Annotated in this window: 18 protein-coding genes and 1 riboswitch; of the genes, 13 read left to right on the forward strand and 5 right to left on the reverse strand. The window is 36.0% G+C overall.

Annotation, left to right across the window (positions count from 1 at the left end; translation table 11 throughout):
* Positions 1 to 177 precede the first annotated feature (177 nt).
* The 3 genes from IPH52_02495 to IPH52_02505 all read left to right on the forward strand — a co-directional run bounded on the left by IPH52_02495 (position 178) and on the right by IPH52_02505 (position 4,310).
* Positions 178 to 2,070 (forward strand): AMP-binding protein, encoded by a 1,893-nt coding sequence (locus tag IPH52_02495; GenBank protein MBK7053911.1) that lies wholly within the window; start codon positions 178 to 180, stop codon positions 2,068 to 2,070.
* 8 nt (positions 2,071 to 2,078) lie between these two features.
* The gene (locus tag IPH52_02500; protein MBK7053912.1) at positions 2,079 to 2,648 is read left to right on the forward strand and encodes an SCO family protein; all 570 of its coding nucleotides are present in this window, start codon (positions 2,079 to 2,081) and stop codon (positions 2,646 to 2,648) included.
* Between the two features lie 126 nt (positions 2,649 to 2,774).
* Entirely contained in the window at positions 2,775 to 4,310 is a 1,536-nt protein-coding gene (locus IPH52_02505; protein ID MBK7053913.1) for a hypothetical protein, read from the forward strand.
* Between the two features lie 127 nt (positions 4,311 to 4,437).
* Here the strand turns inward: IPH52_02505 and IPH52_02510 are convergent, their stop codons facing one another.
* From IPH52_02510 to purT, 4 genes are all read right to left on the reverse strand, one after another.
* Positions 4,438 to 4,563, reverse strand: a complete 126-nt coding sequence (locus tag IPH52_02510; protein ID MBK7053914.1) for a hypothetical protein — start codon at positions 4,561 to 4,563, stop codon at positions 4,438 to 4,440.
* Between the two features lie 73 nt (positions 4,564 to 4,636).
* The gene (locus IPH52_02515) at positions 4,637 to 5,485 is read right to left on the reverse strand and encodes an LIC_13355 family lipoprotein (protein ID MBK7053915.1); all 849 of its coding nucleotides are present in this window, start codon (positions 5,483 to 5,485) and stop codon (positions 4,637 to 4,639) included.
* Positions 5,486 to 5,555: 70 nt separating this feature from the next.
* Positions 5,556 to 6,134: a hypothetical protein gene (locus IPH52_02520; protein ID MBK7053916.1), complete on the reverse strand. Its 579-nt coding sequence runs from the start codon at positions 6,132 to 6,134 to the stop codon at positions 5,556 to 5,558.
* Positions 6,135 to 6,260: 126 nt separating this feature from the next.
* A riboswitch (cobalamin riboswitch) is annotated at positions 6,261 to 6,381 on the reverse strand.
* Between the two features lie 5 nt (positions 6,382 to 6,386).
* Entirely contained in the window at positions 6,387 to 7,568 is a 1,182-nt protein-coding gene (gene purT / locus IPH52_02525) for a formate-dependent phosphoribosylglycinamide formyltransferase (GenBank protein MBK7053917.1), read from the reverse strand.
* Positions 7,569 to 7,934: 366 nt separating this feature from the next.
* Between purT and IPH52_02530 the strand changes: the two genes are divergently transcribed.
* The 3 genes from IPH52_02530 to IPH52_02540 all read left to right on the forward strand — a co-directional run bounded on the left by IPH52_02530 (position 7,935) and on the right by IPH52_02540 (position 12,928).
* On the forward strand, positions 7,935 to 9,068 hold the full coding sequence (locus tag IPH52_02530; protein ID MBK7053918.1) for an MBL fold metallo-hydrolase: 1,134 nt from the start codon (positions 7,935 to 7,937) through the stop codon (positions 9,066 to 9,068).
* A 715-nt stretch (positions 9,069 to 9,783) separates the two neighbouring features.
* Positions 9,784 to 10,500, forward strand: a complete 717-nt coding sequence (locus tag IPH52_02535) for a type I 3-dehydroquinate dehydratase (protein ID MBK7053919.1) — start codon at positions 9,784 to 9,786, stop codon at positions 10,498 to 10,500.
* Positions 10,472 to 12,928, forward strand: a complete 2,457-nt coding sequence (locus tag IPH52_02540) for a response regulator (GenBank protein MBK7053920.1) — start codon at positions 10,472 to 10,474, stop codon at positions 12,926 to 12,928. Before IPH52_02535 ends, IPH52_02540 begins: the two co-directional genes overlap by 29 nt.
* Positions 12,929 to 12,933: 5 nt before the next feature.
* Here IPH52_02540 and IPH52_02545 read toward each other — a convergent pair whose 3' ends face one another.
* Entirely contained in the window at positions 12,934 to 15,018 is a 2,085-nt protein-coding gene (locus tag IPH52_02545) for a SpoIIE family protein phosphatase (protein MBK7053921.1), read from the reverse strand.
* Between the two features lie 328 nt (positions 15,019 to 15,346).
* On the opposite strand from IPH52_02545, the gene IPH52_02550 reads away from it, so the two are divergent.
* The 7 genes from IPH52_02550 to IPH52_02580 all read left to right on the forward strand — a co-directional run bounded on the left by IPH52_02550 (position 15,347) and on the right by IPH52_02580 (position 20,179).
* Entirely contained in the window at positions 15,347 to 15,556 is a 210-nt protein-coding gene (locus IPH52_02550) for a hypothetical protein (GenBank protein MBK7053922.1), read from the forward strand.
* 37 nt (positions 15,557 to 15,593) lie between these two features.
* Entirely contained in the window at positions 15,594 to 15,842 is a 249-nt protein-coding gene (tnpB, locus tag IPH52_02555; GenBank protein MBK7053923.1) for an IS66 family insertion sequence element accessory protein TnpB, read from the forward strand.
* A 257-nt stretch (positions 15,843 to 16,099) separates the two neighbouring features.
* A complete protein-coding gene (locus IPH52_02560; protein ID MBK7053924.1) occupies positions 16,100 to 17,734 on the forward strand; it encodes an IS66 family transposase in 1,635 nt (544 codons plus the stop codon).
* A gap of 106 nt (positions 17,735 to 17,840) precedes the next feature.
* Positions 17,841 to 18,026 (forward strand): hypothetical protein, encoded by a 186-nt coding sequence (locus IPH52_02565; GenBank protein MBK7053925.1) that lies wholly within the window; start codon positions 17,841 to 17,843, stop codon positions 18,024 to 18,026.
* A gap of 38 nt (positions 18,027 to 18,064) precedes the next feature.
* On the forward strand, positions 18,065 to 19,153 hold the full coding sequence (locus IPH52_02570) for a glycosyltransferase (protein MBK7053926.1): 1,089 nt from the start codon (positions 18,065 to 18,067) through the stop codon (positions 19,151 to 19,153).
* 19 nt (positions 19,154 to 19,172) lie between these two features.
* On the forward strand, positions 19,173 to 19,388 hold the full coding sequence (locus IPH52_02575) for a flagellar FlbD family protein (protein MBK7053927.1): 216 nt from the start codon (positions 19,173 to 19,175) through the stop codon (positions 19,386 to 19,388).
* 5 nt (positions 19,389 to 19,393) lie between these two features.
* Entirely contained in the window at positions 19,394 to 20,179 is a 786-nt protein-coding gene (locus tag IPH52_02580; GenBank protein ID MBK7053928.1) for a motility protein A, read from the forward strand.
* Positions 20,180 to 20,186: the final 7 nt, after the last annotated feature.

Here is a 20,186-nt window from a genome sequence, read left to right on the forward strand (position 1 = left end):
ATTTCATTATTAAAGCATAGGTCAACGATTTAAAATAAGATGCTTTCAATTGTCATTCTCAAAATTTCTGATTGCAGAAACTTTCCTGCTTTGAATAAGTTATAAAAAAGTCCCTTTCAAGAGAGCCTAGCTATGGAAAAAAAAATTTCACCTATAAAGAATACTCTATATGAGTTTATGAAAGATGCGAGAACGAAAAATGCGAGTATCACTGCTCAAATGTTTCGAGTAGGTGGACCAACTCTTCAAAGCATTAACTTTCAAGAGCTATATGAAAAGATTCAATTGATCTCTTTTGGTTTTATCAAATTGGGAATTCAGAAAGGAGATCGCATTGGTCTTGTGGCAGACAGTGGACCTAAGTTCATGTGGCTTGCAATGGGAATTACAAATATTGGTGCCGTTGATGTGCCGCGTGGAACGGATGCGACTACGGAGGATTTGCTCTATATCTTTAATCATGCTTCCTGTCGCGCAATCATTCTGGAAAACTTAAAAGCTTACGAAAAAATTCAAGCAAATCTTTCTAAGCTAAAAGACCTACAATATATTATATTTTATAGCGAGCCCGGAGAAATAAAAAATACATCTAAAGTAGAAATTCTTACATTCGACGAATTGCTATTAGCCGGTGAAAAACATCGTAAGACAAAGCCAGACGCTTTTGAAAAAATGGGAGCAGCTATCGAGCCGATGGACTTAGCGACTATCATTTACACCTCAGGCACAACAGGAACACCGAAAGGTGTAATGCTGTCTCATAACAATTATGTGTGGATGTCTATAAAATTGGAAGAAGCACTTAGGGCAACAGGTTTAAAATTGATAGGCGATGAGACTACTCTCGGTTATCTCCCACCTTGGCATATTGGAGATCGTCTTTTTGAAAGCACCTGCATTGGAATTGGAGTGACGATTGCATTTACAAGCATTCCAAATCTAGCTTCTGATTTAAAATCAGTCAATCCTACTATGATGTTTTCAGTGCCACGTGTTTGGGAAAGTTTTTACAATAAGATTTTAGAAAATGTAAAAAATGCTCCGCCCGCTCGTCGCGCTTTGTTTAATTTAGCATCCAGTGCAGCTATGAGTTATACGCAAAATCGTGATTATCTGCGAGGATCATCTTTGCAAATAGAGCCAGAGAAGTTAGGCTCTATGATAGTAAATAAAATAAAGTCCGTAGTCTTAACGACGTTGTTATTTATTCCTTACCAACTTTCGAAACCAATTTTATCAAAAGTAAAAGGAGCACTTGGAAATAGAATCCGGTTTGCTTTTTCGGGAGCGGGTGCATTGCCGTATCATATCGACCGATTTTTTTATTCGATTGGTCTTCCTATTTTAGAGACATATGGTATGAGCGAAACGACGGGCGTTTCCTGTTTGCGAGATTTTGCAAGACCGGTGATTGGAACTCTTGGAAAAAATCTATCCGAAATCGAACTCAAGTTAGTCGATGAAAAAGGAAATGTCATCACCGAACCAAACGTAAAAGGAGTTGCCTATCACAAAGGTCAACATATCATGATGGGGTATTACAGAGACCCTGAGAAGACAAAAGCAGTATTAACCGCTGATGGTTGGCTCAATTCGGGAGACATTTTAATTCATACTGCGAGCGGACAATTCAAATTTGCCGGTAGAGCAAAGGATACAATCGTTCTTCTGGGTGGAGAGAACCTAGAGCCAGAGCCAATCGAATTTGCCCTTGTGCAAAGTGAATTCATTCATCAAGTAATGGTAGTAGGACAAGACAAAAAGACTCTAGGTGCGTTAATCGTTCCTGCGTTTGACAAAGTAGAGAAATACTTTAAAGCACAAAATATTGCTTTGCCTGCAGGTAGAGAAGACTGGAAGACAGATATTAAAATAATCAATCTTTTTAAGGCTGAAATTAAACAGCGAGTCTCTTCTGAAAAAGGATTTAAGTCCTTTGAAAAAGTAACCGGCTTTGCAATACTTGCAAAAGAATTTGAACCCGGAAAGGAATTGACTCAGACTTTAAAGCTTCGTCGCAATGTAATGTTTGATTTATATAAAACGGAAATTGAGGATATTTACAAGTAGCCTCCAGAATGAAGTTTATTTCGTTTCAATTTTTACTGTTAGTGCTATCTCTTTGCGCGAATTTGGGATATGGTTTTGTTACCAATAAGCAGATAGGCAATTTAGAATTAGCCACTGAAACAGGAAGCCAATATCTTCATAACTACCAAGCTGATGGGTATATCTTTTTCTTTGGATACAGTAGATGCAATACTACTTGTCCAATGGGTTTGCAAACATTTCACAAATTGTATGCGAATCCGAAATTTCCCAAAGGAGTGATTCCTTTTTTTATTAGCATTGATTTAGCTCGCGACAATTGGGAAAACTTAAATCGACTCAGTAAAAACTACAATGATAGAATTGTTTTCATCTTACCGCATTCGGAGGAAGAGCTTCGGCAGCTAACAAAAGAATTCGAAGTGCAATTTTCAAAAACAAATGCACTTGATTCAAACTATGAAATCAATCACACTGGAAATATTTTTTTCGTGGATTCCAAATTTAAACTCGTAAGAATATTTACTAGTAATCATCGCGATGCAACCAAAATTGCGAATGAGATTTATAGTTATTATCAAACAGCTAGGGTAAATTAATATAAAGCAGTTCATTCATCTTTAATTTATTGCTTTACTTTAGCAAATTTTCCTTTTTATTCTGCTATTATTCTTTGGATTTAAAGACTAGGATTTAAGAATAATAAAACAGAGAGTAAAATAATCATGATCGATACAATTGAATCAGTGGGTGCTCGAAACGAAAATGAAATTTTTGATAAAATCTTTATAACAATTTTTTCTATACATATCCCGGTTGCAGTTTTCCTTTCTCTTGGTTACGGGACGTGGATTACAACTATTATCTCCAGCGTGATTGTTACTTTGATTGCGCTTGTTGGGTTTCTATTTTTTAAAGGCACAAGAATTTCTAGAATCTTAAATGCAATTTCGATCATGCTCTTCTCTGGTATTTTTATTTTTGCTCAGCTTGGTAGAATTGAAATGCATTTCCATGTATTTGCTTGTCTCGCTTTTCTTTTGATTTATAAAGATTGGTTAGTTCTAGTTGTCGCCGGTGCAACGATTGCAATTCACCATGTGATAGGAAATCTTTTACAAACGTATGAGGTTAATATCAATAATTCCCCATTTGTAATTTTCAACTATGGGCATGGTTGGGATATTGTGTTTCTTCATGCTTTCTTTGTAGTTGTAGAAGTAGGGGTTTTAAGTTATTTTGCTCTACTCTTAAGAAAACAATTAGAAGAATCGAATTCTAGGCATTTGAAAATTTCAAAAATGCTAAGTGCGAATTCAGAAATCGTTCCTGATATCAAGGCATCCTCTAGTGCCGTAGAATCAATATTCACAACAGTGAAATCTGCTTCTAAAAATATCTTACTTCAATCCCAAAAACAAGCAGAAAGAACTCATGAAATTTCTGCTAGTCTAGATGAAATTTCGACTAACGTTGAATCTATATCTGATAATACAAAAAAACAATTCGATTCTGTTTTAAAAATAAATAATGACTGGCAAGTTACTAGTGAAGGTTCTAAAAAGCTAGACAGCATGTTTAAAAACTTTACGAGCGTTGTAGATAAGGCTAAGAACCATGCTTCTAAAGGCGATGAACAATTGTCCAATATTTCTATTTCGATTCAAGCAATCAATAAAATGTATGATGAAATGAAGTCACTTACTACCGGTATACATGGAATAGCCGACCAAATCAATCTATTATCTTTAAATGCTTCCATTGAGGCAGCGCGTGCGGGTGAATATGGTAGAGGTTTTGGAGTTGTGGCACAGGAAGTTTCGAAATTAGCAGAACGAACTCGCTCTAGCCTAAGAGAGAGCGATGGGATATTACAAAATTCTAAATCTGTTATCGAAGGCACAAAATCAAGCTTATCCGCAACATCTGAAGTATTAAAAGCGTTAGTCAATGAAGTTGAAAAATCTAGCAATCAATCAAAAGAAATTTCTAGAGAGCAAAGAAGTCTTTCTCAAAATTTAGAAGGGTTTGCTGTAAAGCTTTCTGAAATAAAAACGGAATCAAATGCAATTCAAGAAGCAGCGCGAGAACTAAAGCATGGTGTTCAAGTAATTTTAGAAGCAATAACGGAGATTACGCAGAAGACAAAAGTATTCGCAGAGGGCGCACATGAAATGGATGAAACAATTCATGCCTCTGACTCCATGATCTCGAAATTACAAAAAATTTTAGAAAAATTAGAATATATAAGTATCGCTTAAAGTTTCTGATTTAGATGTAATCAAGTCAGAGTGGTTTTCTGAATTTTTATCCTGTTAATCTTGTTAATCCTGTCTAAAAAAGAATCATTTACACAAAACCAAACTAGCTTGCTTATAAAAAGTAAAGTTAAATATCCTTTTCTATCACTCTACTCGTATAAGGACAATGCCTACAACCATTTCCACAGCAATATCCTCGTTTTAAATGAAATTTCTCGGTAAAAACATAAAACCCATTTTCGATATAATACATTCCATCGGGCGATAAATTTTGATTATCCGCTAACTGAGAAATTTTCTCTGAATGAGTTTTATTCGTTTCCAATTTATCTAGTTCCTCTATAACGTGCCATTACTCCGTCTATGTCAGGTCCTCCACCAAATGCGCCTGTGTCTTGTAAAAAGCCGGCGCCTGTGTCAACATTGGTTCTTGCAGATGCAGCGGTTAATCGTAAGTAAACAAATCCTTCTGATTTTATTTTATCACGAAGAGTAGTGCTGCAACCAATATTGTAATCGTTCGTTGCGCTTAGATTGTCTAGATCAAATCCGTCTCCACCTGTTTTAGAAGTATCATACAAATCATCACCAGAAAAAACATTAGATTCAACATTATAAATAACAGACGTAAGCCCCGCAAAGCGTTTCCAGTGAGTCGGATTTAGGCTATATGTTGTTTCCGGCGAAAAATTGTAATCAGGGGAAAATCCACAGTAACTCACATTGTCTTGACTGACTTCAACTATAATTGCTTCCATGAATACAGTCGAAGCGTTGCTGTTGTATTGAAATACATTTTCATAGACTATAAAATCTATTCCACTACCGTTTAATACTCGTTTTCCGCTCCATTCAAGAACCATGCTTGCATTAACTCCTGTTGCAGTAAGAGAAAACACATCCCCGGAGCCAGAGCTAAGTCCTGCACCCCTTACTCCATTGATCGCCTTTGTTTTGTCTTGAAATCCTGAACCGTTATGATTAGGGGCTAATGTTACCGTATCCGCAATATCAGCAGGAATAGCAGCAACCGAACTAGATAGAGCAGAAATTGATTTTGAAGACTGAGAAAGTAAAAAACCAGCAGCTAATGCTGATTTACCATTTCTTGACTTTGTATGGCTACATGTAATTAGCCCAAGTAGAGAGGCTAGGACTATTATTTTTTTAAGCATTGATTTATCCTTAAAGGAGGAGACTATATAAAAAAGGGAATAATTCATTTCTACATAGTCTCTAACTTTCTTACTTTTTCTCTAACCTGCTCCAGGCAAAGCCACCGCATCCTGTCGTTCCAGGACTTGTTCTTGTTGTATTATCTGCAACAGCAACTGCCGCAGCAGCAGTCGCTACGGGAGTATAAATTGTGCAAGTCCAGTATTTAGTTCCTTCAGCAAAAAAAACTGTTTTTAGAAACTTACCTTTGTTCGTATCTGGACTGAAGCATCCGCCATTATTCTCTGGATTTTGAGTGATGTAATATCCGGAAGAATTATCAAACTGAACAATTAGATAACAAGAACTATAGCCTACACCATCTGTGAGAATAACTCCGTTTGAGTTTTGTTTGGCAGAAATTGTTATCGGTGCAGCGCCCGTTGTAGCATTTCCAGTAAAAGAATTCCATGTGCCATTCAATATAAACTGGCTATTGTTTAGGTTGGATATAGTGGTGTTAGCCGCATTTAGACTTTGTGTTTGAACGATAGCCGCAAGAAGGGCGTTGTTCTTAGCAGAGTCGTTAGAACTAGTTGTGTTTTGACAATTGGTAAATAGAATAGCTACATAACAAAGAGTAGCCGCTAAAGTGATTTTTTGAAACATGTTTTTCTCCAAGAAAATTTTATTTCCTGAAGGAGTTATACGAACCTCTATAGATGAAAAATAATTACTCTCTCATCAGATACTCTAATGAAAAACTAAGAATCTTTCAATGAAACTTTCCTTTCCACGAGAAAGTAACACAAAGAGGAGTATCTGGCTTTACAGTTGCGGGACAGCGAGGGAATTACACCCTACTTCCTCCATTCGGATAAATCCATAGTCGAAACTCTTTCGACATTGTCAAGTATAGATTTAAAGCTTAATTGTTATTGCATCGGCTACTTTGATTGCTTTGCGTCTTGCGTCTTCTAAGGTATCGCCTAAAGCAAGAGCTACTCCCATTCTCCTTCTGCCTTTCACTTCCGGTTTTCCAAAAAGTCGAAGGGCGGTATCAGGTTCCGACAATGCTTCATTTATATTCTCATATACAGGCTCATCGGAATTACCCTCTGTTAAGATTGCGCATGATGCCGCGTAGCCGTAATGTCGAATATTTGGTATAGGCAAACCAAGAATAGCCCGAACATGCAGTGCAAATTCAGAAAGATTTTGAGAAATGAGTGTAACCATTCCAGTATCATGTGGTCTAGGAGATACTTCACTAAAATAAACAGTGTCTCCTTTAATAAAGAATTCAGCGCCAAATAATCCGTATCCACCAAGTCCATCTGTTACGACTTTCGCAATTCTTTGTGCTTCTTTGAGGGCTTTTTCTGACATTGGTTGTGGTTGCCACGATTCCACATAATCACCGTTAATCTGTAGATGACCGATTGGATCTAGAAATGTTGTGCCTCCCGCATGACGTATCGTAAGAAGTGTAATTTCATAATCAAATTCTATGAAGCTTTCTACGATTACATTGCCTCCGCCTGCTCGTCCTCCCTTTTGCGCATACTCCCAAGCTTCCTCAATTTCCATTTTGTCTTTGATAACGCTTTGTCCTTTTCCGGATGAACTCATGACAGGTTTCACGACGCAGGGAATTCCAATTTCTTTTACGATTTGATAGAATTCTTCTTTGTTTGCTGCAAATAAATATTTGGAAGTATTGACTCCCAGTTTTTCTGAGGCATATTTGCGTATGCCTTCTCGGTTCATTGTGAGCTTAACCGCCTTAGCCGTTGGAACTACATTGAAACCTTCTTTCTCCAATTCCAATAGCATATCGGTTGCAATTGCTTCGATTTCGGGGACGATATAGTCAGGATCAAATTCATGAACTACTTTTCGTAGCTCATCAGCATCTAGCATATTGATTACACGGTGCTCATGTGCAACGTGCATTGCCGGAGCATCTGGATACTTGTCAATTGCCATCACATGGATTCCATATCTTTGCGCCTCAATTGTGACTTCTTTGCCTAATTCCCCTGAGCCTAGTAAGAGTAGTTTTGTTGCTGACCTTGATTTTGGAGTTCCAATGTTTACCATGATTTTTTCCTTTAAAAAATTCTGCCTTCGCTCTTCTCACCAAAAATTATAATCTTAACAATAAGTCATTCCAGTTTTTCGCCGATTTGGAGTTTTGCCACAGGAGCACAAAGTCAAGGAGTCTTTTGGGATAATACTGCATTTATTCTGTCTTCTCTACGTCAGGAGAGTAGATGCTAGATTTTGGTTTACTCATTTTAAGCAATATACTCAAGTTAGGATGAATCATCCCGTAAATCTTGCTAATCCTAAAAAAAAATCTCTTAATACTCAATTCTATTTAATTTCCATTTGTCACTCATGAAGATTAGTTTAATACTGGATGACTGGGAAGTTTAAGAAGATCATCATGTGGAGAATAAGGGAATGAAAAAAACAAAGAAAGCATTGATTGGAATCGGGATCGCATTCCTGCTTATTCTTTTATTTGGATTCGCACAAACAGCTTGTTTGAGTTCGTTTGGCGGAACACCAGAAGGAAGTAGACTGGAAAAAATGAAAACCTCTCCTATGTTCAAAGACGGAAAGTTTGCGAACAATCCTGAGGTGCCTATGATTACACCCGATGCTTCTTACTGGGAAGTAATGAAGAGACAATTCTTCGGCTCAGAACAAAGACATCCTCCGGGAGAGATACCAGTTGTGTATCCGAAAGCGGATACTTTCATTTCTCCTCCACCGGCAGGGCTTCGTGCTATTTGGTTTGGTCATGCAACTGTATTACTCGAAATAGATGGACTTAGAATATTAGTAGATCCCGTTTTTTCTGAAAAGGTATCTCCTTTTACAAGTGTAGGACCTAAGCGATTTTTTCCATTACCCGTTAAATTGGAAGACCTTCCTCCGATTGATGCTGTCATTATCTCTCACGATCATTATGATCACTTAGATTTGAATGTTGCAAAGACTCTTACAAAGAAAGGAACTAAATACTATATACCTCTTGGAGTTGGGGCACATCTAGAAAAATGGGGAGTTCCCGAAAAACAAATCTTTGAAATGAATTGGTGGGATAAAGAAAAATTAGGCGATATAGAAATCATCTGCACACCTGCCGTTCATTATTCAGGAAGAGGACTCTTCAATAGATTTACGACTCTCTGGTCATCCTGGTCTATCATTGGACCCAAGCATAGATTCTTTTACACAGGGGATACTGGATATTCTCCTCATTTTGCCGAAATAGGAAAACAACTAGGTCCATTTGATTTGACCTCTATCAAAGTTGGAGCGTATGATTGGACGTGGGAAGGAATTCATATGAATGCAGAGAAGGCTATCCTTTCTCATTTAGATGTGAGAGGAAAACGAATGTTACCCGTTCATTGGGGAACGTTTAACTTAGCAAACCATGATTGGGATGAGCCAGTAAAGATTTCTCAAAAAGGTGCGCTTCAAAATGGAATTGATTTATTAACCCCTAGACCGGGCGAACTGGTAGATATTGATTTGCCTTTTGCCTCTACCAACTGGTGGGAGAGTCTGAAAAAGAAGGATTAATTAAAGCTAAGAAAGCAGTCTGGTTTATGCATGTTATTGGTTCTAATCCCATACCCTTTCGCTGCATCAATTAGATTCTGAATCCTCTTTTTCCTTATTCTATTCCTGTTGTAGGATCATAATGTGGGATCATCTCTTGTCCAACTACTGGTGCATTATTCCCAAATATTTTGTATATACTGACTCTACTTAGTCGTTGCGTAACATTTTATAGAAAAGTGAATCAGTATAGACCATTTCAACTTATTTGAATTGTTTAGACGCAATTCTTTTTGAGAAATGGTATAAGCCATATATCCCGAAGCCTAACAAAATCATTTCTCCAAAACTTGATTTACTGTTACGCTTACTCATAAATAATTTTCTCCTTGTGTAGCGACTGACAGTAACCGCTTCCAAAAATTAGTAAAGTTTTTTTTACTAATTTCAAACTGAAAACATCTAGTTTACGATTGGCATAAATTCTATTTAGAATATTAGGAATTTCTAATATTCTAAATAGAATTTATGCTTTTTTGAATTTGCAAGTGATTACAGGCTACATTTTAACTTTAGAAAAAAGACTTGCAATTTAGAAGACTCAAAGCATTTTTAACAAAACCAAACGAAAAACAAATTTTTCACAGTGTCTTATTAAATAGTGGATAATATTTTTTAGCCCGTATCCTATAATTACTAAATTCAATAAATTTATAAGGTAACTTTCGCGGTAACAATGAACTATAAAATAATCGTAACTCTTGGAGAGGAAGAACTGAAGGATTATCAAAATCCTGCAATAGCAGAAGCGGATATTCTTGAAATCCGCTTGGACTTGCTAGATTCCTATTTTCTTAGAACAGAGTTATTACCCATATTAAGAAAAATCTCGAAGCCTATTTTATTTACGTATCGCAATCCAAAAGATTCCAGTGAAGCTTCTAATACTTCTTTGCAATTCAAGGACATTGAACCAATATTAAATGAATATAACTCCGAAGAAAACTATTTGGATATTGAATTAGATCAGGATAAATCAATTTTTGATTCAATTGTAAATTGTAGGTATACAATCATTTACTCCTACCATGATTTTTCTAAATCAATCACTAGAGAGGAAATGCTTGAATGGATTTCAAAAAAACAAACTCCGAATTGCATTTATAAATTTGCTGTTACTCCTAAAGATATTTCAAAGCTAGATATATTTTTAAAAGACTTAGCGTTTATATCCAAAGCAAATAAGGTCATTGGAATCGCAATGGGAAAAATTGGGGTCTACTCGCGAGTATTCGGAGATAGATTTGGCTCTCTTGCAACATATTGCTGTATTGGTAAACCACGCGCTCCCGGACAGGTAAATGTTATTGCTATAAAAAAAATTCGAGAGGAATATCAAAATAAACCGCTACCGGAAATAGAAAATGAAATTAGTTCAGAAGATTTTCTCTAAACTAACAAATAGATTTGCGCTGCGGGAGCAAATTATTATTCCTTTTCTTCTTGAAATTGTTTTTACTATTGCGCTTGTTTGGATGTTTCTTTATCTAAACACGCAAAACATTGCATTTGAGTTAACTAGTAAAATACAAGAGCAAATTCAGCTTAGAACAAATGAATTTATTGCTTCCTATTTTCTAAATTCAAAGGGTTTAATTAAGCTGAATTCTCAGAGTGTAAAAAATGGACAATTTCAATCGGGGAGAAATATTAATTATCCCCAATACTTCCTTGAGCAGATTCAAAATTATTCAGATATAAATGATATTTTTTATGCCGATAAGAATGGAATTATACATGGAATAGAAAGGCAAGGGGGTGATTTTATTTTTCGAGAGACGAATGAGAAAAAAATTCGTTTCTTTTATCATTTGGATTCTAAAGGAGTAAAACAGAATCTAATAAAGACACAGGAATATGATACTCAGGAGAGACCTTGGTTCAAAGAAGCAGTATTAAATCCAAATAAAATTTTGATTAGCAAAATATTTGTTCAGGCTAATACTGGTTTGCTTGGAATCACAATTTTTACTTCAGTCTTCAATGAAAGAAATGAATTTCTTGGTGTTACCGGGGTTAATATTGTTTTGTCTAATATTTCTAATTTTCTTAGAAAAAATAAAGTAAGTGAACATTCGCAGATATTTATTATCACTAAAGAGGAAGAAGTTTTAGCTTCCTCTGTTGAAATGGAAACAGTAAAAATATTGAATAAGAATGACTTTAAAATCTCCCCGATGAATGAGTCTAAAAGTGAATTGATTCGAAATGTCGGTTTAGAAATAAAGAAAATGGAGGACTTTCAAAACAAAAAAGTAATATCCATTGAATTCGGAAGTGAAGTATATTGGGTTCAGATTTCTAAAATTTCAGAAGATGGTTTGAACTGGTATATGGTTACGATTTTTCCAGAATCTGATTTTCTTGATAAAATCAAAGCAAATAATCGAATTATTTCGTTCATTGTTTCATTTGCCCTTATCCTCATGATTGTAATTGGTATATTCACAGCTCGTTGGATCGTATCTCCGATTGAAGAATTAAATGCAGTTTCAAAGAATCTATCCTTGCATCAATTCAGTGAAGTGGATTTAGAAAAGATTTCAAGCGTGAATAGGCAAGACGAAGTCGGAGAACTATCTCGATCCTTTTTAAAAATGGCAAGGGATTTGAAATTATTCTTCGAAAACTTGGAAGCGAAAGTAAAAGAAAGAACTGCTCAGTTAGAGGAATCTAGAATCCAAGCAGAATCAGCTAATCGTGCAAAGAGTTTATTTTTGGCAAATATGAGTCATGAGATTAGAACTCCGATGAATGGAATATTGGGAAGTCTACAATTGATTTCTTCAGAGAACTATTCAAAGGAGGATCAAGAATATCTAGATGCAATTCAAATCAGTGCAGAAAATTTATTAGTCATCATCAATGATATATTAGATTTTTCTAAAATAGAAGCGAATAAAGTTGAATTGGAAAAAATTCCTATCAAAGTCCATCAGATTATTAAAGAGACTATTTCTATTGTTCATTTTAATTCTGATAAGAAAGGCTTGTATATCAAATACAATAATGAGGATTCCCGTATACCTGAAATAATGGAAGGCGATCCTGTGAGGCTAAGACAAATATTTCTTAATTTATTAAGCAATGCTGTGAAATTTACAAGTGTCGGAGGAATCACTGTTAGCCACAGTATTATTCAAATTGAAAATGGTCGGTATACAATTGAATTCATTGTAGAAGATACTGGAATTGGTATTGAGAAAAGTAAAATAGCAGGATTGTTCGATTCGTTCTCACAGGGTGATTCAAGCACTACTCGGAAATATGGCGGAACAGGTCTTGGATTGGCAATCACAAAGAAGTTAGTAGAAATGATGGACGGTGATATAAGAGTAGAAAGTGATATCGGAGTTGGCTCAAGATTTATTTTTACGATAAAAGCACAAATTATAAAGAATTATATAGAACAAGAAAAAACAAAAGCGGTATACAGTGCGTTACCCGTTGACTTGAGGGTGCTTGTAGCCGAGGATAACGAATTGAATCAGAAAATTGTAATTGCATTGCTGAAGAAAATAAATGTTCACGCAGATGTAGCATTCAATGGAGTTGAAGTCTTAGAATTATTGAAAGAAAAAAAATATGACATCATATTAATGGACATAGAAATGCCAGAAATGGATGGTATAGAAGCAACTGTAAGAATTAAATCAAATGCAAATCATAAATCCATTTTTGTTGTAGCTCTCACTGCTCATGCCCAAACAGGTGAGAGAGAAAGAATTTTAAACCATGGCTTTGATGATTATTTAACGAAACCAATTCATTTAAAAGACTTGCGTGATCTTTTTTCTAAATGGGTTCAACTCAAGCGATAGTCAAACTATCCTTCATTTAATTCTTCAACCAATTGTTTTCTTCCCAATAGAACTTTTTGTTTTAATGTTCTCTCAATTACTTCCGGATAATACCTATTAATCAACTTATCATCATCCTTTAGCTTCATTGCCTGTTCCCAGTATGCCTTACAGCGATTGAGATTATCCAATTTATAGTGAGCGATGCCGGCATATTTTAACGCATGGAAATAATTCGGTTTCTTCTTGATTGCTCTTGTAAGATATTTCAATGATTTCAAGTAACGTCTTTCTTTTACGAAGCAATATCCGCGGCTAAACAGAGTTTCCGGTGATTGTTTCTCGGAAGGACCTTCTAAAAGATCTAAAGCTTTTTGGTAATTCTTATTCTTGATATGATTCGAAATCTGAATCCAATAAATCATATCTTCTGTTATATCCTGGCTGGAATTCAGTGTATCTGCTTTTTCTTGAAAACCAATTCTGCATAAGGAAAGATCATCAATTACATCGCCTGCTTTGTAAATTGAATTCACAATTTTTTTGAGATTGCTTTGGCTTCTCTCTATAATTCGCAGAATCAATGTATAATCTTGATTAACCACTGGCTGCTCGGAACCCGGAGACAAATCTAAATCGTCCTTACCGTCACTTCCTGCAAACACAATGTCGCCCGGAAGTAACTGAAACTTCTGAATCTTTAATTGAAACTCAGAAGGACTTCCAAATTTTCGTAAGAATAATTCTTTCTCTATAAACGTTGCCTTACCATCTCGATACAAAATTAAAAAAGGATGCTCTGCATTTACAAATAGCATTTCGCCTGTCGTATCGTTAATCATTCCTATGATTCCAGAAACCATCATTGCTCCGTCGAAGGAAAGAAATATAGTTTGAATTTCATTGTAGGCATCTTTCATCCACTCTTCCGGAGTTACATTTGTAATAGTATGTCCATCCGATCTAGATAAAATTGAATTCAATACAGTTCCCATTACTACAGCACCGCCCGCGCCTTGCACTGATTTTCCCATTGCATCGCCATTGAAGAACAATGTCCAACCCTGGTTTTCGAAAATTAGATTAGCCGATATACAGAGATCCCCGCCTAGTTGATAGTGTTTATTTTTGAATAGAAATGATTTCTTTTGAATAATTACACTGTGGCTACTCACTGTTTTACTCTTATTAAAGTCAACCAACAGTGGTTTCATTAAAAGACTTGTTAAAAAGTAATCTCCGTCCTGCTGACGTTTAAGAGTTTTAATTTCATCTAAAGAAACTGTGAATTCAGTTTGCAGGTTGTTTAATTTTTCAATTGTTCTTTGCAGATCATTTGAATATTTTTTATCAATGTAAAGACCACAATTCATTAGTTTCATTTTGTCAATAAGTGGTTTGATTAATTCTCTTCGAATGACGGAACCATGTTGAGGAGCAATTAAATTAATATCTAATACTTCTATCTTACTGAGCGCATAATTGACAACATCCCTACTTGGCATATATGCCATATGAAATCCTTCTATTTCAGAAAAATAATTTTCATCAGCATAGAAATGCCAGGAATCTTCCAATCCACCAAAGATATCACTTGAGAAAAGAACTTTTGTATTTTCGTCGTAGGTAACAAAGGCTCCGGGCGAATGACAATAAGGCGTTGTATAAAACTGTAAATCTCGATACTTTGTTTTGAGAATAAATTTTTGATGATCTATGTTATAGTATCCAGCTTTGATTCCATAATGTTTAACTAATACTGACATACGACTGTGGGTAACAATCAGTAAATCCTCTCGGTCGATTAATTTCTCAATTGTAGGAACGGCAGCGCAAAGATCTGGATCTTGGTGATGGAGGATAATATACTTTATGTCCTTCATATTACACGCCATATTAATTTTTTCGATGATTCTATCTATCTGCAACATAGAACCTGGATCTACTAGGATGGTTTCATCGCCATTTAGAATTAAATAAGGGTGGCATTGGAATGGATCATTTTCTAAATAGATTCCAACCCAAAAAATATCTTTAGCAATTTCAACTGGTCGAGTGAAGTCTAACTCTGATTCGTTCAATTGCAAAAAAGGCTCATTTAAAATTTTCATGGCGAAACTGTATCATATATTTTTCTGTTTTGCAAGTACAATCATTTCAGAATACCTAAGTTGATACAAAAAATGTTGCTTATATTGAGATTGGTTTTCAGAATTTGCCAAAAACCCCGTTTTTTTGTGGTCTTAACGAGAATTAGCCACTATGATAAAAATTATTCATCTTTAACTCTTCCTACTTCCTAAGACTCTAATACAACTCATCTGTTAAGGCCAAACCAAATCAACATCAATAATTGATAAGATAGCGATGCATGAATGATACGTATCCGCTAATTTAACCCCACCTTCCAAAAGTATTAGAATATGCTAAAGTGTAAGGATGGAAAATAAAAAAACAAAAGATGAACACATGGCTGATTGTGCAATTAGCGGGCTAAGCAAGGCTGAGTATTGCAGACAGAATGGAATACGCTACCAAACCTTTATGAATTGGCAACAGAGGACAAGTGAAAGAAGTATAGACTGGAATCCAATTCAAATACAAGAAGAGGAAGGGAAATTGGAAACTATTTTGAATTACGGATTTTAGAGAATTGGGAATTCGAAATCAGTTTGAGGATACGATTATGATATTAACAAATCCCTTTCAATTTAAAATCTTTCTTTATCCTCAGTATATAGATATGAGAAAATCCTGGAATGGGCTAATTGGTCTTGTGCAAAACGGAATGAATCTTGATCCATTCGAGAAGAGTCTATTCGTTTTCTGTGGACGCTCACAGAGACTAATCAAAATAATCTACTGGGTGCGGAGTCTCCGACTAAGGAGACGTAGGCATGCTAGACGCGAAGCGGGGGCGGCAAATAGTTACTAGCCCCCCTTTCGTCTGATGGACGAAACCTTGCAGACCTTCGCCTTCACGCCTGATGGCTTAAGAAGGCTACGTCGGATGAAGCGACTTGAGAAAGGCAACTTTCCATTTAACCCTAATAAAAATATAAATATTACGAAGAAAGAGTTAATCTGGTTACTTTCCGGTATTGACACAAGGGAAAAAACACAAAGCGATAATTTTTCTAATTCAAAATAAAAAATGCTGTACAAATTCAGGCAGAATGCAAATTAAAAATTGTGAATCTGCCTGAAAATCTTCCTGCTGATATTGAATTTTTACAACAATACATTCGTTCTCTGGCAAACAAGCATAATGCGCTTGAGGAGACAAATGCAAGTCTAGTTAAAAAAATTACTTCTCTCACGCAAGACAAACAATCATTAACCAAAGCAAACGAAATTAAGCAGAATAAGATTTTAAAATTAGAAAGTATCATTTTTGATTTTAATAGAAAGATATTTGGAAAGAAATCAGAGAAAATTGATCCGAGTGAATTGTATTTTGGGTTTCTATTTAATGAAGCTGAAAAAGGAATCAATGATGAAGAAAAAATCTTTGATGGTCATAGTGAAACGATTCATGTAAAATCATTTGCAAGAAAGAAAGTGGGCAGAAAGCCATTACCTGAACACCTTCCAAAAGAAGAAATCATTCATGATATTCCTGAGTCAGAAAAAATTTGTAATTGTGGTCATGAGCTGAAAAGAATCGGAGAGGAAGTTTCTGATAAACTTGGATACATTCCTGCAAAAATTTATATTGAAAGACATATTCGTTTTAAATATGCCTGCAAACATTGCGAAGGTGATGAAAGAAATGAAGTGGGTAAAATTGTAGTAACCGCAGAAATGCCTCCGCAGATTTTACCTAAGAGCCATTTAACTCCTGAATTACTCACATACATTTTAATCAGTAAATTCCTTGACCATATTCCTTTTTACAGAATGGAAAGTATATTTCTTCGACATAAGTTGGAGATAACAAGAGCTACCCTCTGCAATTGGACGATAGGAGTTTACGAGCGGTATCAACATTTATTTTCCTTTTACAAAAATATACTCTTGAGCGGAAGGCTTTTGGGAATTGATGAGACTCGTTTACAAGTTCATAAAGAAGAAGGTCGAAGTGATACCACAGATTCGTATATGTGGCTAATTCGTGGTGGAACTTTTGAACGACCAGTTCTCTTGTATATGTATCGTGAGACTCGAAGTGCGGAATTTCTGAAGAGATATTTGAAAGGGTATAATGGAATTATCCAGACAGATGGATTCGGAAGTTACGATGCACATTTTCGGGATAATGAATATATACTCCATGCAGGTTGTATGGCTCATGCAAGAAGAGAGTTTGAGAAAATCTGGAAGGCAAATAAAAATCCAATTGCTAGAAATATTCTCAATCAAATTCGAAAGCTTTACAAAGTAGAAGAGGAAATGAGAACTTTAGGTCTATTTCAAAAGGAGATGTTTTCTGAAATTGTTCGTATCAGACAAGAGAAAGCCAAACCGATATTAGACGCTCTCTACCTTCACCTACAAGACCTCACTACAAAACCAGAAGGGACTCTTGATCTTGGAAAAGCAATACGATATTCAATCGGTCAATGGGACAAACTCGTATTATACTTATCTCATGGCGAAGTTTACATTGACAATAATCTAGTCGAGAATGCGATCCGTCCCTTTGTTCTAGGAAGAAAGAATTGGCTCTTTTCTGGTTCACCTGTTGGAGCTTTTGCAAGTGCATTCTGGTATTCGCTTCTTCAAACTGCTAAGGCTAATGGTAAAGATACTTACAAATTTCTTCTACAATTTTTAAAAAGGATTACCGTTTTGCCAAACACCACAAGATTGCGAAAAACTTTTTAATGATTCAATAGGGTGGGGTTAATTTAGCGGATACGGAAAGGATTCAGCCCGAAACTAGAATAAAGACTTGAAATAAAATATGTTTATGAGAATCATCATAATCACGATGAAAACTGATTCTGAGATAAGATATGAGGGAATGAATACCCTTTTAAAATACATGAATAATTTAGATGCTGAAAGATTTATTTCTATCATCAAAAGAAATAATTTTGATTATACTAAATGGCGAGAGAATTTACCTAAGTTCAACAGTGTGCAAGAATTGAGCAGGGCTGCAATCCAAAGGTAGAAAGTAATTTTACAAAACAAAGGAAAGCATAACACAAAATGAAAGTAGCAATTATACATGACTGGTTGACGGGGATGAGGGGGGGGGAATTGGTATTAGACTCACTGTTAAAGATTTATCCCGAGGCGGAGCTTTTTACTTTGATTTATAATAAGGGAACGTTAAACGAAAGAATTGAAAATCGAAAGATTCATACTGCGTTTACTGATCGTTTGCCGTTTAAGGCTAGCAAATATCGTTCTTATCTTCCTTTGTTTCCAATGGCAATTGAAACTTTAGATTTGCGCGGATTTGATTTGATTCTTTCTTCTTCTCATTGTGTGGCTAAGGGCATTATTCCTCCCCCGAATAGCATTCATATTTCCTATATACATTCTCCCATGCGTTATGTTTGGGATCTCTATTACGATTATTTTCCCGCAAAGAGTGGACTTAAGTTTCTTATCATTCAAGCTATTTCCAATTATCTACGCTCCTGGGATGTTTCCTCTTCTCATCGAGTAGATCAATATACCGCTAATTCAAAATTTATCGCCAAGCGAATTAAAAAATACTACGCGCGGGATTCTGTAGTCATCCACCCACCCTGTCTGCCAGAAGGATACAAGGTCATCGAGGAAAAGAAAGAGGATTTTTACTTAATCGTCTCCGCTTTCGCTCCTTACAAAAGAATTGACCTTGCCATAGAAGCATTTCGCCAAAATGGAAAGAGACTTGTTATCATCGGAGGAGGACAAGACGAAAAGAAACTTAAACAATCTGTTCCTTCTAATATTGAGTTTCTAGGAGGAAAGCCCCGCGCCGAAATCGCCGAGTATTACAAAAAGGCTCGTGCCTTTATCTTTCCTGGGTTGGAAGATTTCGGAATCACACCCGTTGAGTCCCAAGGCTACTGCACTCCGGTGATTGCTTTTGGAGAAGGTGGGGCTTTGGAGACGGTGGTCGATGGAAAGACAGGCGTTTTTTTCCCAAATCAAACCGTAGAATCGTTAAATGAAGCCATTTCTCGGTTCGAAAGGCTCTCCTTTAAGACAACAGATTTCCAAAAGAATATAAATCGGTTCACGGAAGAAAAATTCATAAATGAAATAAAAAATCAGGTCGATAGACAGATTAGAGAAAACTAAACTCTACACAGGACAGACCTTGATTACCTTACATAGATTAAATAACTCCGAGCTAGTAATAAACTGTAATTTGATCGAAAGTATTGAAGCAACACCCGATTCGGTAATCACTTTACAAAACGATAAAAAAATTATCGTAAAAGAAAAAGTAGATGAAATTATCAAAAGCATCATAGAATACCAAAGAAAAGTTTTTATGAACGCAATACATATTTCCGCAAATGAGGAGAAGTAACTAAAATGGATATAGCAACAGTCGTTGGGATAAGTGCAGGGATGGTTCTATTGACCTTCGGGACAATTTACGCCGGCTTAGGAGCGGGGGACGTTTTGAATATACCTTCCGTTCTTATTACGTTTGGTGGAGCAACTGCTGCTACTATGATTTCTGCCACTTGGGATTCGACTCTTTCTATTGGTAAAGTTACGCGCAAAGCTTTCTTTGTGGATAAGTTCGATATACCTGGACTCATAACAACTCTTGTTTCTTTCTCTGAGAAAGCACGTAGAGAGGGTTTACTTGCATTGGAAGATGATGTAAATGAATTACCGGATGAATTTTTAAAGAAAGGAATTCAGCTTGTAGTGGACGGAACTGACCCTGAGCTAGTTAGAAATATTATGGAAACTGAAATTGGAAATATAGCAAGTCGTCACGCATCTGGTAGAGCTTGGTGGGACACATACGGTGGATTGGCTCCTGGTTTCGGGATGCTTGGAACACTGATTGGTCTTGTGGCGATGCTTAAGAATCTTGGTAGTGGAGACTCTTCTGCTATCGGGGAAGGTATGGCTGCCGCTCTTATTACAACGTTATACGGTTCGTTTGCCGCTAACTTACTTGCAATTCCATTCGTAAAGAAATTAGCAAAGAGAAGTGAAGACGAACTATCAATGAAACAAATTATGATAGAAGGAACTCTTTCTATTCAGTCCGGGGATAATCCTCGTATTGTGAAAGAAAAACTTTCTAGTTATCTTGCTCCATCAGAACGTGCCGTATTAAAAGACGACGGTAAGGACTAAGACTGGT

It is taken from the genome of Leptospiraceae bacterium (assembly GCA_016708435.1).
Classification (GTDB): Bacteria; Spirochaetota; Leptospiria; order Leptospirales; family Leptospiraceae; genus UBA2033.

Coding starts and splice junctions, on each gene's coding strand:
- IPH52_02495 (MBK7053911.1), top strand. CDS start 178: ATGAAAGATGCGAGAACGAAAAATGCGAGTATCACTGCTCAAATGTTT.
- IPH52_02500 (MBK7053912.1), top strand. CDS start 2,079: ATGAAGTTTATTTCGTTTCAATTTTTACTGTTAGTGCTATCTCTTTGC.
- IPH52_02505 (MBK7053913.1), top strand. CDS start 2,775: ATGATCGATACAATTGAATCAGTGGGTGCTCGAAACGAAAATGAAATT.
- IPH52_02510 (MBK7053914.1), bottom strand. CDS start 4,563: ATGTATTATATCGAAAATGGGTTTTATGTTTTTACCGAGAAATTTCAT.
- IPH52_02515 (MBK7053915.1), bottom strand. CDS start 5,485: ATGCTTAAAAAAATAATAGTCCTAGCCTCTCTACTTGGGCTAATTACA.
- IPH52_02520 (MBK7053916.1), bottom strand. CDS start 6,134: ATGTTTCAAAAAATCACTTTAGCGGCTACTCTTTGTTATGTAGCTATT.
- purT (MBK7053917.1), bottom strand. CDS start 7,568: ATGGTAAACATTGGAACTCCAAAATCAAGGTCAGCAACAAAACTACTC.
- IPH52_02530 (MBK7053918.1), top strand. CDS start 7,935: ATGAAAAAAACAAAGAAAGCATTGATTGGAATCGGGATCGCATTCCTG.
- IPH52_02535 (MBK7053919.1), top strand. CDS start 9,784: ATGAACTATAAAATAATCGTAACTCTTGGAGAGGAAGAACTGAAGGAT.
- IPH52_02540 (MBK7053920.1), top strand. CDS start 10,472: ATGAAATTAGTTCAGAAGATTTTCTCTAAACTAACAAATAGATTTGCG.
- IPH52_02545 (MBK7053921.1), bottom strand. CDS start 15,018: ATGAAAATTTTAAATGAGCCTTTTTTGCAATTGAACGAATCAGAGTTA.
- IPH52_02550 (MBK7053922.1), top strand. CDS start 15,347: ATGGAAAATAAAAAAACAAAAGATGAACACATGGCTGATTGTGCAATT.
- tnpB (MBK7053923.1), top strand. CDS start 15,594: ATGATATTAACAAATCCCTTTCAATTTAAAATCTTTCTTTATCCTCAG.
- IPH52_02565 (MBK7053925.1), top strand. CDS start 17,841: ATGAAAACTGATTCTGAGATAAGATATGAGGGAATGAATACCCTTTTA.
- IPH52_02570 (MBK7053926.1), top strand. CDS start 18,065: ATGAAAGTAGCAATTATACATGACTGGTTGACGGGGATGAGGGGGGGG.
- IPH52_02580 (MBK7053928.1), top strand. CDS start 19,394: ATGGATATAGCAACAGTCGTTGGGATAAGTGCAGGGATGGTTCTATTG.